The organism is Amycolatopsis sp. AA4 (assembly GCF_002796545.1).
Lineage (GTDB): Bacteria > Actinomycetota > Actinomycetes > Mycobacteriales > Pseudonocardiaceae > Amycolatopsis.
Map to the genome: position 1 here is coordinate 5,589,681 of NZ_CP024894.1, position 12,666 is coordinate 5,602,346.

Here is a 12,666-nt window from a genome sequence, read left to right on the forward strand (position 1 = left end):
GCTACGCCGGTCCGGCGGCGCGGCGGGCGCGGTTCCAAGCCGCGCCCGCCGCGAGCGCCGTCAGCACGCCGAGTCCCCCGGAGACGGCTAGGACCGTGCTCGGAGCCGCCGCGGTCGCCGCCAGTCCGGCGAGGGCGATCCCGGCTCCTTGGCTGGTCGTCAACGCGGTCGCGGCCAGCCCGTAGGCCTGGGCCCGCCGGTGATCGGGAACCGCCAGCGTGAACGCCGCCGACGCGGGCAGATGGTAGGCGCTCGCCATTCCCGACAGTCCCCACAGGACCGCTGTCACGGCCAGGCCCGGGTGAAGCGCGCACACCACGAGCGGCACGCTGGCAGCCACCGCGAGCGGCCCCAGCAACCGCATCCGCACCGGCGACGGCAGTCGCGACACGATCAGCATCCCGAGCACCGTCCCGGCCGGACTCGCCGCGAGCAGCACCCCCACCGCCTGAGCGGACCCGCCGATCGACTCCGCATACGGCGCCGCCAGCCCCTCGACCGTGACGTAAAAACCGGCCACACAAGCCAATCCCACCAGCGAACGCAACCGCGGCGTCCGCGCGACCAGCACCGTCCCGGCCCGCAGATCAGCCCACCAGCGCCCCAGCCGGGTCCCGTCCCCCGCGGTTACTCCGGGTGCTGGCCGAGCCCGGATCCCGAACCGCACCACCGCCGCCGAGACCACGAACGTCACGCCGTCCGCGACGAGCGCCTGACCCGGCCCGAGGAACGCGACCAGCGTCCCGCCGGTCGCGAACCCCACCACCTGCGCCAGCTGGACCACCATGTCCAGCACGCCCTTGCCCAGCACGAACTCCTCGCCGGGCAGCACCGCCGCGGCCGTCGCCGCACGAGCCGCGTTGCCCGGCGCGCCGGCCGCCTGGACCACCACCAGCAGCGCGGCGACCGCAGGCAGCGGCAGCGCGGGAATCGCCATTACCGTCACCAGCCCGGCGCGCACCAGGTCCGCCGCCACCATGACCCGCCGCCGCGGCCACCGGTCCGCCAGGCCCGACAACAGCGGACCGGCGAAAATCGACGGCACGTAGGTCAAGGCATAGACCCCGGCGGTCCAGCCCGCCGAACGCGTCCGGTCGAAGACCAGCAACGACAACGCCACCCGCGCGAACTGGTCGCCCGCGACCGAAACCACCATGCTCGCGAACAGCGCGCGGAACTCCGGTCTGCCGAACACCTGCCGATACGTCGCCACCCGCCCAGCTTGGCCGATCACCACCGGGGCGGCACACCCCCGCAGGTACGGGCTGGCCCGGTTTCCGACGCCGGTGCGGCGGCCAGCTCCCAGAGCCGCAGGAAACCGTCGAGGATCTCCTTGCCCGCGGGCAAATCCGCACTCACGCCCCGTGCCGCTTCGCCCGAGTCGAAGATCCGGAACATCAGCAGGCAGCGCGAGAAGTCGTCCCGGCCAGGAGATCTCCGGACGGACGGGCTGCGCGCGTCGAACAGCATCGCCGCGCGGCAACGGACCGCCCGGGAGTCCTCCGCACGTCGCGGCCGACAAATCAGGCGCGCCCTCCCCGCGCCCGGCCGTAGTATCCGGCAGATGACCGAGGACGACCTTCTCGAGCGATACGGGCTGCATCCGACCGGCAGCCAGCTGGACGAGGTCCGCGGCATCCTGGCGACCGAGATGCGCGCCAGGCTCGACGCGAACGCCGAATTGATGAAGGTCTGCTGCATCCAGCTGTTCCACCACGGCTCGCTGGACGACGTGCTGCTCGTCTGGCAAGCCAAAACGTCCGGCTGGGATTCGCAATTCGCCATCGACGTGCAGCTCTTGTGCGGGGCCGGGTTGGACGCGACCAAAGAGTTTCTCGCCGCTCGCCCGGACGAGCTGGCCCGCGAGGCCCTGACCTACCTGACGGAGTGCGAGGAAGCCCGCGACTTCGAAAATTTCACTGTGGAAGGCTGGTCTGAGTATTACCACCAATACTACGGTGTTCCTCGCCCGGAGTGACATCCGCTGCCGTGGCGTCCTTTCCGGAACGTGCGGAGAGAAATCGCGCGCGAAGCTCCTTCACTGACATTCCGCCGCTGAAGCACCAGATGGCGATCACCGGGTCGCAGATCGCGCAGCCGAGCGACGAGGTGTGCGCGAACGGGAGGATCGGCGCGCCTTTCAGGTGATGCAGCACGTCCAAGGTCGTGTGCAGGAGCCAGGCGATCCCGATGAACGCCCAGGATTTCAGGCCGCGGTAAGCGCAGTAGGTCACCGCGGCGGTGAAGACCAGTTCGAGGGGGCCGAATGCGCCGCTGCTCAAGTAAGCCGCTCCGGCGCCGGCGACCATGATCGCGTTGAACTTACGACGATGCGGCTCGGCGAGGAAGGAGTTGAGCAGGCAGTAGACAATGCCGATGAGAATGGCGGAAACGATGATCACAGGCCAACGCTATGGCTGCGGTCGCGAGCGCGTAACCGTCCGGAGAGACAATTCTCGCCGGTTTCTCGCCAACAACGCCACCCGCGGCGACGCGGTCAAGGCAAACTGCTCGCATGACAGGTCTGACCGCCGAACTCGTGGTTGACGGTCGCGCACCGCAGACCCCGGCCCTGGCCCCGAACGGACACCTGCTCTGCTACGTCCTCGCGCCCCTCAGCCGAACCGGCGACCACCTCGACACCGAACTCTGGCTCGTCGACCCCGACGGCTCCGCGTCGCGCCGGGCGACCGCGGACACCGCAACGGAATCCCGGCCGCACTGGCCCGCGGACTCGGGCTCGCTGTTCTTCCTCTCCGACCAAGCCGACCGCGGCACCGCACAAGTGCACCGGCACCGCTGGGCAGCTACCCCGCCGCGGCCGAAACGGCGGAACGCCTGGCCCGCCGCGTAGACGAGCAGAACGCGCGCATGATCGACGCTCTCGAGCGCGGCGTCGCCGAGGGCCTGATCCGCCCGCTCGACGCACGCAAAGCGGCCACGGTCCTGTGAGCGAGCTGGAATGGCGTGCTCAGTCTCGCCTGGTGCCCCGACGCCCTGCGCGAGGACGAGGCCAGCCTTGCCGAACTGCTCTCCCTCGCGACGAACATCGCAAGCTGGGACTTGCGGATCTGACTTCAGCACGATGAGGGGCGTCAATTCTCCGCGACAACGTAGCCGGCGGCGGAACGCGTCTTCCCAGATCGTCGGAATCGGCATGCTCACCTGCAGCCCGGGGAAGAACGCTATCGACAACCCGGCGTCGAGCGTGGGAACGTCAGCGTTCGATGATGCGAGGAGTTCTTACAGTTCCTTACGCGGTGGGAATTCTCGCGGCACTGACGGTGGTACCCGGCCCCGACATGGCGGTAGCGACGAAGCGGGCCATCGCCGCCTGCTGGCAGGACGGCCTCAAGACAGTCGGCGGCGTCACTGCGGGACTGCTGGGGTGGGGCCTGCTCACCGTGGTCGGCCTGGCCGCCCTGCTGGCCGCGTCCGCCACGGCCTACACCATCGTCAAGCTCTCCGGAGCGGCCTTTCTGCTCGTGCTCGGCATTCAAGCACTCCTCCACAGCCGAAAGCACGCGGCACAGTCCGGCCTGACGACATCCTCCGCAGGCGGAAACCCTTGGCGGACCGGCCTGATCAGCAACCTCTTCAACCCGAAGATCGCCGTGTTCTACCCCGGCCCGCTCCCGACGCTCGTCCCTTCCGGGCTCGTCCCGCAAGCCGGCATGGCAGTGCTGGTCCTCATCCACACCGCCCTCACCCTGGTCTGGCTCGCCAGCTATGTGCTGCTGCTGGCCAAAGCCCGCGCGTTCTTCGAAAAGCCCGCCGTACGGCGGGCCATGCACCGCATCACGGGTGTCGTCCTCATCGGCTTCGGCAGCAAGGTCGCCTCCAGCCAGCCATGACCGCGCCCGCGGCGTCCTGGGTGGCGAGCCGGAAGTCGCGGCAGCCTCCCGCAGCCGGTCCGCCTCCGGTGAGTTGGCGTGCCGCTCGTCGGCGTGACAGGTGCAGGCATGGATGTTCGACAATCGACAACACATGGCATTCACGACAACCACAGCACTCCTCGGAATCATCGTGACAATGATTTCTATCATATTGCCCTCGATCGCAATAATACGAAGCAAACGAAGAAAATGACCGGCAGATAAGAACCTGAACCTTCGCGCAGTGCTTCGGGTTCGTGTCCCGACATCGAGACGACCAGCGAGGAGATCGATTATGCGGAAAGCAATGGTGGTGGCGGCTTGTGTCGCGGGGGCCTGCGTGAGCATGACGTCCGCGGCATCGGCGTCGCCCGCCTCGGCGAATCCGGGCCAGGTCCAGGCGTGTGCGTATTTCGCGAACAAGCCCTACGTCAACGGCGGCGAACTTGTCGGAAGCGGCGGCAGAACGGGCTGCGGGACCGGAAAGTCAACCTCCAAGTTGTCATCAACAAGGACATGCCCGGCCCGGACCCGCAAGCTGGAGAACGCACCTGCAACGGCTTCGTCACCGACACCGTGACGGTCTACGGCAAGTGCCTCGGGCACGGCAAATACTATACGGAAACCCACGTATTGGGGACCGTCACCAAGGTCCAGTCCGAGCGCGTCGAACTCTGCTAGTCGTCGCGTCATCGCTTTTGTCTTCGCAGCTTCGCGTTTCACAGCACTCGCCTCGCCGTGCTGCGCGGTGCGGACCAGCGCACTCGACGCAGGCGGAGGCGAAGCGGCGGCACCGGTCGCCGAGCACCCAGATCGGGTGAGGTCCAAGCGGGAACTTCCAGTCAAGGATGCCGCGATCTGGCAGACCTGCCGACCGTAGTCGCGGCCTTTGACCGCGATGGCCTTTTCGCCCGGGCCGGCGCGACCCTCGACGTGGCGCATGATGCTAAAAATCATCTCGGCGAGGTCTATTTCTTCATGATCAAGCGATCGTCAGAATTCCTCCAAGGCAGGTGCGCAGCACAAGGGAAGAATACCCGGTTACGGCCGTCCCGACAGCCTGCCGAAATTTCACTGTGAAGTGCAACACCCCTTGTTCAGGGGAATTTTGCGGCCGCCCGTGGAGGATTCCGGCCGGTTCGTTCACCCTGTGTCGATGGTGCCCGGCCGGGTGCCTCGGCACCGCACGGCCGGACGGTCTGCGTGCGCCCAGCGAAGGAGAGCCAGTTGGTGAGCATGAGACGAAGATATCTCGGCGCGGCCTTGTCGGTCTGCGTGGCGGCCATGACGGTGACGGCAGTCCAGAATCCCGCTTCCGCGGAGACCGCGGACAGCCCACAGGCCTTGTCGCCCGTGCCGACAGACTCGTTATCGCAGCAGTACCGAGGCCAGCAGGTGTCGTGGAAGTACGACAACTGCACCGCGGCGGAGAAAGCCGCCCGTACCCAGAGGTCCGGCAGCTCCGTGCTTGCCTACCGGACGGTCGAATGTGCCGACATCACAGTTCCGGTCAACTATCTCGAACCGGACAAGGCCAGCATCACCGTCCACGCGTTGCGAGTCGGGGCGCAAATGTCGCCGGGGGAACAACCGAGGACGATGTTCGTGAACCGCGGCGGTCCCGGCGGGGCCGCGGGCACGTGGGCGTTGCGGGTCGCCGGGACGATGCCGGATCTGCTTCAGAACTACCAGATCGTCGGCCTCGACCCCCGGGGCACAGGCGCCTCCAGCCCGATCGAGTGCCAACCCGCGTCCCAGGACAACCTCGACACCTATCGAAATAGTTCTCACATCGGCACAAATGTCGACTACGGGTGCATCGGAAAATACACTCACGCGGCATTCCTGGGCACAGAGAACGTGGCACGGGACTTCGACCTGGTGCGCAGCCTGCTCGGCGCGTCGGTGCTGGACTATTACGGCGTTTCGTACGGAACCAAGCTGGGACGGGTTTACCAGTCGCTGTTCCCTTCCCGATCAGGCAGGTTCGTACTGGACAGCAACATGCTGGCCCCCGGAGTGCCCCAGCCGGCAACGAGCCAGGAAGCTGCGTTCAAACGCCGTGGGACGCAGCTGACCGAATGGCTGGCGCGACAGAACAAAACGTATCAACTGGGTGCCACGGCGGCGAAGGTGACCGCCGCGTACGAGGGTGTCCTGAAGGCCGCGGACCTCGGACAGTTGCCTGGCATCACCCGCGGGGACTTCGAGAGCGTCTGGCAGTCCTCCGCGTACTCGGACTCAGCGTTCGCGAGCTTCGCCCGATCCTTGACCTTGGCCAGGCGCTACTTGGCGAACGACCCCGCGATCACCTTCGCTCAGGTCCACGACCAGCTGTTCTCCGACGAGACGCAATCGGGGTACTGGAACTCGACTGAGTTCAACACCGCGGCCAGCGTGCTGACGACGATTTCCGACGCGGTGAGCCTTCCCGTGGGGAAGGACTGGAAGATCCCCGCCGGCGTTCTGGCCGCCCTCAAAACGACAATGAATTCCGCGGACCCGGGAACATCCCCTGATCAGCTGCTGGCTGCCCTGATGAAGCCCGACACGCTGGCCGCGATAGCGAAGATCGCGGTCACGGTATTCGAGGTCCTGTCCTCAATCGTGAGATACGGTCTTCCGAAATCGATCGCCGATCCGAGCCCGTTCGGCGACGGAGAGCTGCGTTTCGTCCCCAAGGAGACGAAATCCTCCGGAGGCAACGCCGCGCCGTTCGCCCTGATGTTGCAAAACGAGTTCGACCCGGCGACCCCTTGGGAGAACGCGGTGGCGCTCCTGGGCTACTTCCCGAATTCGAAGCTGGTCGCGGTGCGGGGCGCGGGTTCGCACGGGGTGATGCCCACGCTCGACAGCGCGCTGTCGCCGTCCCCCGGTTGCGCCGGGGTCGTGCTGTCCCGGTACCTCCAGCGCGGCGAGCGACCGGCGGCTAATCAGGTGTGCACTGCGCCGCCGATGCCGGGCGACAAGGCCAGCACTGTCCCGGCGGACAAGAGCGTCGCACCTGGAACTCTGATCGACCCGTGGCGTGCCGCTGTCCCCAGCTGAGCGAAAGTCCATGACGATCGGGTGAAGCAAACCCCTCCGTGCAGTCACAGAGCGGGGAGGGCGTCCGCGGCCGGCGCGCTAAGCAGCCGGGCCGGACAGCCCTCCCCGCTCCGTCGGTGCGCCACGGATCGACGATCCGGCCGCGCCGATGCCGACGGCCGCCACGTTCGCGGCCGCAGTCTCCGGAGAACGAGAAACTCGTCGTCTCCATGGCGGTCGGACTGGGCCTGATCGCGTTTTTCCCGACCAAGCGCCGGTACGAGTTCCGATGCTGCCTCCGCGGCTGCTGAGCGATCTGGCGTTCCTCGTGCCGGTCCTGCTCGGGGCCCCACAGTCCTGCTCGAATGCTCGTGAGCGACCTGCCGATGGGTGACGCAGGACGTCTTCGCCTGGGGAGGTCGAGTCCAGGCTCGAGGCGTCGCGGCTGGTCGCGAATCGCGAGTTGATCCGATGCGGCCCGACGCGAGGCCCGCGTTCGGATGGCCAAAGCGCGCGACTCCCCGGAATCGCAAGCCGGGGCCCGAATTTAGTGCTCCGCTCGTCGAGAACGCCGGCGGTCCAAGCCCAGACGGCCGCGACACCGCACCGTTTCGGCAGCGACCCCCTTCCCCTGACGGACATCCGCCAGACCGCAGGCGCCAAACTCAGGGCCATGCGGGTTCGGGCCGATCTCGGCGATGCCGCAGCGGGAGCAGTGACAATGAACTCCGGATGCGTCGCTGGGCACCATCGCCACTCCGGCCAGCCGTGCCCCGCCCGGCACAAAACTGCCTCCCGGCAATTCGGACACCCGTTTCGGTAGTTAATATTCAATGTGCGGTCAGTGATTTATCGCATGCTTCACCGGTGAATTGCTGTTTACCTCAACGGGTACCGGTATTACGCCGCGTCGTCAGGTCTACTCGGAGCGTCATACTACTGCGGCGAAGATGGAGGCACACCAGATTGCCAAGCCCGCCGACCGCTGGGTTCGCGCGCTCACCGACAAGAACATCGGCGCTCTGGCGTCCATTATTTCTACAGGCGGAGTATCTGCAAGCCCGTTTTCATGGGCTGCGAAAACAAGAGGAATGGAAATGCTTGGAAGAATTCCGATTTACTTCGGCGGCAAGGTCGGCAAACGTGTGCGAACACCCGTAAACCGAAGGCACCGTGCGAAGGCCATGGTCGCGCTGCTTGCCGTCGGATTAGCCCTTCCGCAAGCTCCGGCCCTTGCAGTCGGCGACCAATCGCCCAGTGATCATCCTCTCGCCACGGAACGCTACGAACCAGTACCTTCTTTTCTCGCGCGCTTCTCCGTAACACACGACAGCGAAGACGGCAGCACGAGTACGCGCTCAGTAGGCTCCGGCGCGTTTATCGCACCGGATCTCGTGGTCACCGCTGCGCATGTCGTGGCACAGCGCACCAGCCGAGATCAGGCCGTACGGGCCACGGTCAGCGTAACGCAAAGAAACGGCACGGTCGCCACGGTTCCCGTGGCGGAAATGCGAATCGCCCAAGGTTATCCCTTGCCAGGCGGAACTCCTAGCACCCCTGAAAACAGGATTAGCAACGACCTCGCCGTAGTCAGGCTTCAACGGCCGGTTGACAATATTGAATTCCTGCGACTGCCGAGCGACGCCGATGTCAACGTCAATGACGCAGACAGAATCGTCGCCACCCTGTTCGGACGAATGGTTCCCTCCGAGCAGAGAATCACCGACACCTTCCACCAGGTCAATAATGACCGAAACGGCGGAGCAATCAATTCCGACCAACAGCGGGCGCTACTCGCGCGAATCACCGGAGGCGGCGCCCCGGCTGATCAGCTGAATGTTCAATCTCCAGGCACCCCCATTGTTCGGCTGAGCATTCCCCGCCTGGGCAGCAACCGCTACGGAGGCCTCGCCGCACAACGCTTCCGCTTCATGTACAATGATCCTGAACAGGCAATTCCCGGCCTGGTCGCGGCATCCCGTCAAGCTGTTTCCCACAGAGGCGACAGCGGTTCCCCGCTTGTTGGGTGGGCGCACGGCGAAGCGTATCTGGCCGGCGTGACCTCCAACTCGTGGTATCAATTCAACAGCAACGACGAATTCCGAAACGGAGCGCAGTTCTCTACAGCAAGCGTGGAGACCATTTTGCGCTCCATGGGCCGATACGACAACCGCCCTCGGGACAATTTCTGGAATGACCCCGTTCCGCTCATTCCCTCGAACGCCAACCCGCGCAATTACGTCCCGCTTTACACTCCTAGTTCTCCTGAGCTGACGGTAAACGATCCCACTCGCGGCAATAATTTCGCAGACGCGCAGGAATGCGACAATCCCCTGTGCCATTACGTGGCAGAAGACGAGGAGTTGAGCACCTACTCCGTCCGGCCTCGTTCGCTGCGGGTGGCAGACGGCGGAGACTCCGGCGGAGAGTATGAAGTCTACGGACAGCTGGCGATTTTCTCCCCGCAGGACAATCCGCCGTACACAGTCCTCAACAACTCGGCCTATCCAGCACCCGGCGGGCTGCGCGAAGTACACCTCGGAATCGCGGGGCCCAGGTTCTTCGACGTACCCGAAGAACACCCGGTCGACATCCCGATCGGCCCAGACGGAAACAATTCGAGAGATTACTCGTTGCCGAATTCCTCGACAGCGATACCCATTCAATCGTCTCAAGCCAATCCTACCTTCTGCATCGCTACCCCGACGGCCCATGGACTGTACGAAGCGGATAGCGGAAACGATGACACCATCGTTCCGACGGGGCAAATATCGTGCGTCAACGCTTCGGCAAGCAACGCGAATCCGGACGGCACATACAATATCCAGCTCAATGGAAGCACAGGCAGTGTCACGGTAACGCTTGAAGTCACCCGGCCAACCGACGCGGACTACGGTGGCCAGGGTCCGTCGGTGAGGGTGGGTCCGCCGGCGGCGGCCGGGAAGCGCTACGCCATCGGCGCCGCCGCGGGAGACAAACTCATCCTCAACACCAACGGAAAACCAGCAGGCTCCCCCGTCGTGCTCTCCAACCAGGACCTCAACGACAACAAACTCTGGGAAGCCAAAGACAGCACCACCAACGGCTACGTCCAATTCGTCAACGTCCACACCGGACTCGCACTCGACGGCGGCGGAGCCACCAACAAAGGCGCAAACGTCCTGATCCAACCCCTCGACCCCAAAGCCTCCAGCCAAGACTGGAAACTGCAACCCACCTCCACCACCGGCGAATACCTCATCGTCAACCGCAGCACCAACATGGTCCTCGACAACAAGGGAGCAAAACTCGCCCAAGCCGGCACAGCACTCCAGCAATCAACCCCCAACGACGACAACCCCAAAACCCACTGGACCCTCACCGAACACACCCCGCCACCAGTGGCGGCCGGGAAGCACTACGCCATCGGCGCCGCCGCGGGAGACAAACTCATCGTCAACACCAACGGAAAACCAGCAGGCTCCCCCGTCGTGCTCTCCAACCAGGACCTCAACGACAACAAACTCTGGGAAGCCAAAGACAGCACCACCAACGGCTACGTCCAATTCGTCAACGTCCACACCGGACTCGCACTCGACGGCGGCGGAGCCACCAACAAAGGCGCAAACGTCCTGATCCAACCCCTCGACCCCAAAGCCTCCAGCCAAGACTGGAAACTGCAACCCACCTCCACCACCGGCGAATACCTCATCGTCAACCGCAGCACCAACATGGTCCTCGACAACAAGGGAGCAAAACTCGCCCAAGCCGGCACAGCACTCCAGCAATCAACCCCCAACGACGACAACCCCAAAACCCACTGGACCCTCACCGAACACACCCCGCCACCAGTGGCGGCCGGGAAGCACTACGCCATCGGCGCCGCCGCGGGAGACAAACTCATCCTCAACACGAACGGAAAACCAGCAGGCTCCCCCGTCGTGCTCTCCAACCAGGACCTCAACGACAACAAACTCTGGGAAGCCAAAGACAGCACCACCAACGGCTACGTCCAATTCGTCAACGTCCACACCGGACTCGCACTCGACGGCGGCGGAGCCACCAACAAAGGCGCAAACGTCCTGATCCAACCCCTCGACCCCAAAGCCTCCAGCCAAGACTGGAAACTGCAACCCACCTCCACCACCGGCGAATACCTCATCGTCAACCGCAGCACCAACATGGTCCTCGACAACAAGGGAGCAAAACTCGCCCAAGCCGGCACAGCACTCCAGCAATCAACCCCCAACGACGACAACCCCAAAACCCACTGGACCTTTACCGCCCAGGCCCCCGCGCCGGCCCCTGCCCCGGCGGCGGCGAGCATTACCGCACCGGCCGACACGTCCCGCGGGCTCCCGTTCGCTATCCAGTACAACGCTGGGGGCGCCTGGGTCGCCGGGGCGCGGTACCAGATCGAAATAGTCAACCCCGCGGCGCACGCCGTGCTCGACACCATCACCGTCAGCACGCAGTCAGACACGATTCGGTACACAAAGGAGCTCGCGGCAGGCAGCTATACCGTCGCGCTCAGGGGTCCCGACGGAACCATCGTCGCGGGGCCGGTGAGCTTCAAGGTGTCCAACCTCGGCTAGCGCGAAGGAGACGCCTGAACAACGGCAGCCGCTGAGACGGGACACCCGTAGGCGTTTGCTCGCCGGCCCATCGCCCCGGCGAGCATTCGGCGGCCGGACGCAATGGGTCCGATGCGTCGGGCGAAATCGCGGATTCGTCAGGCGGTCCGGGGCGCCGTCCGCGATGCCGAGGCGGGCGTGGGGGTGGGTGACGACCTTGTCGCCCACCCCCCGAGTTCGGGTGGCCGCATATTCTGCCCGGGAGGAGCTCTGCCCGGTGCCCGGATCCGGGCGAATGTTTGTGTCGTGGAACGAAATGCACACGCGCACCTGGTGTTCGTGACCGGACCGGGCCAGAGGCGCTTCGATGATCAAGGCTCGAAGGTCCGGCACCTCGATAGCCATTCACCCCAGAGGACGGGTGGATGCCTTCGGTGAAATCGCCAACCCGAGAGGTGCTGAGCCGGTTGGCGCTGGAGGTGCCCGAGGCGCGGCAGACGCGAATCGAACGGGATCAGCCGCGCCGAGATCCGCAGCGCCCGGCGGCTCCGAACCGCCGCCAGCGACCGCAGCGGACCCCGGCAGCCGACCGCTTGGGCGACCGTCACAGTCGACACCAAATCGCCCCGACCTCCGGGCAGGACAAAGCCCAGGTCGTTCACCTGGGCTTTGCTCCCCGCTTGGACTCGAACCAAGAACCCTCCGGTTAATTGTTGCGGGCCGTTTCGAATCGATGTCATTCGATCTAGCTGGAGAATTCGCAACTGTTCATGTTGCGGTTCGACTCCAGTCGGCCGGCCTCGTTCGACCTTCAATTTCGTCCTTAAATCGTCCCTAGATCGACAGGTCACGTTCGTCGGCCACGCACATCGGGCACACGCCGCTCAGCACGGCGCCGACGCCGCCCGGCTGGTCGGCAAGCTCGCCGCGGACACGCTGGCGAACGTCTGGAGCGACATCAGCCAGAAGTGGTTCCTCGTCATCGACGACCTCGCGAACGGCGCGGCCGGCGCGCTCGCCGCCCAGCACGCGTCGATCCTGACCAAGCAGTCCCAGTTCCTCGCCGACGAGTCCGCCAAATTTCCTGAACCTCGCGAAGAACGCGCCGGAAGGCACGACCGCCGCCCGGGTCTACCGCGACGTGGACGCGGGACAAGCGGCCGCACACGGCGCCGACGACGCCGCGAAAGCAGCGGCTGAGCTGGAGAAGA

At 65.2% G+C, this 12,666-nt stretch carries 10 protein-coding genes; 6 read left to right on the forward strand and 4 right to left on the reverse strand.

Features of this window, described 5'->3' with window-relative positions; all coding sequences use genetic code 11:
• Position 1: 1 nt before the first annotated feature.
• Both CU254_RS25895 and CU254_RS25900 read right to left on the reverse strand, forming a co-directional pair.
• Positions 2–1,213: an MFS transporter gene (locus CU254_RS25895; RefSeq protein ID WP_199785982.1), complete on the reverse strand. Its 1,212-nt coding sequence runs from the start codon at positions 1,211–1,213 to the stop codon at positions 2–4.
• A 17-nt stretch (positions 1,214–1,230) separates the two neighbouring features.
• On the reverse strand, positions 1,231–1,470 hold the full coding sequence (locus CU254_RS25900) for a hypothetical protein (protein WP_037714842.1): 240 nt from the start codon (positions 1,468–1,470) through the stop codon (positions 1,231–1,233).
• Between the two features lie 94 nt (positions 1,471–1,564).
• Here CU254_RS25900 and CU254_RS25905 point away from each other — a divergent pair, with 94 nt between their 5' ends.
• On the forward strand, positions 1,565–1,978 hold the full coding sequence (locus CU254_RS25905; protein ID WP_009080805.1) for a hypothetical protein: 414 nt from the start codon (positions 1,565–1,567) through the stop codon (positions 1,976–1,978).
• Here CU254_RS25905 and CU254_RS25910 read toward each other — a convergent pair.
• Positions 1,917–2,399 carry a DUF6010 family protein gene (locus CU254_RS25910; protein WP_369871185.1) on the reverse strand — a complete coding sequence of 161 codons (483 nt, stop codon included), beginning with the start codon at positions 2,397–2,399 and terminating at the stop codon, positions 1,917–1,919. The genes CU254_RS25905 and CU254_RS25910 overlap by 62 nt on opposite strands.
• Before the next feature lie 116 nt (positions 2,400–2,515).
• On the opposite strand from CU254_RS25910, the gene CU254_RS25915 reads away from it, so the two are divergent.
• The 5 genes from CU254_RS25915 (at position 2,516) to CU254_RS25935 (ending at position 11,476) form a co-directional block, all read left to right on the forward strand.
• A complete protein-coding gene (locus CU254_RS25915; RefSeq protein WP_009080809.1) occupies positions 2,516–2,854 on the forward strand; it encodes a hypothetical protein in 339 nt (112 codons plus the stop codon).
• 376 nt (positions 2,855–3,230) lie between these two features.
• Complete coding sequence (locus tag CU254_RS25925) at positions 3,231–3,854, forward strand: LysE family translocator (protein WP_009080810.1); 624 nt, start codon at positions 3,231–3,233, stop codon at positions 3,852–3,854.
• Between the two features lie 537 nt (positions 3,855–4,391).
• Positions 4,392–4,556, forward strand: a complete 165-nt coding sequence (locus CU254_RS43215) for a hypothetical protein (RefSeq protein ID WP_158688083.1) — start codon at positions 4,392–4,394, stop codon at positions 4,554–4,556.
• Positions 4,557–5,474: 918 nt separating this feature from the next.
• Positions 5,475–6,923, forward strand: coding sequence for an alpha/beta fold hydrolase (locus CU254_RS25930; protein ID WP_255409889.1), 1,449 nt, complete (start codon positions 5,475–5,477; stop codon positions 6,921–6,923).
• Between the two features lie 929 nt (positions 6,924–7,852).
• Positions 7,853–11,476, forward strand: coding sequence for an RICIN domain-containing protein (locus CU254_RS25935; protein WP_100266881.1), 3,624 nt, complete (start codon positions 7,853–7,855; stop codon positions 11,474–11,476).
• An 813-nt stretch (positions 11,477–12,289) separates the two neighbouring features.
• Here CU254_RS25935 and CU254_RS25940 read toward each other — a convergent pair.
• Positions 12,290–12,571 carry a hypothetical protein gene (locus CU254_RS25940; RefSeq protein WP_158688085.1) on the reverse strand — a complete coding sequence of 94 codons (282 nt, stop codon included), beginning with the start codon at positions 12,569–12,571 and terminating at the stop codon, positions 12,290–12,292.
• Positions 12,572–12,666: the final 95 nt, after the last annotated feature.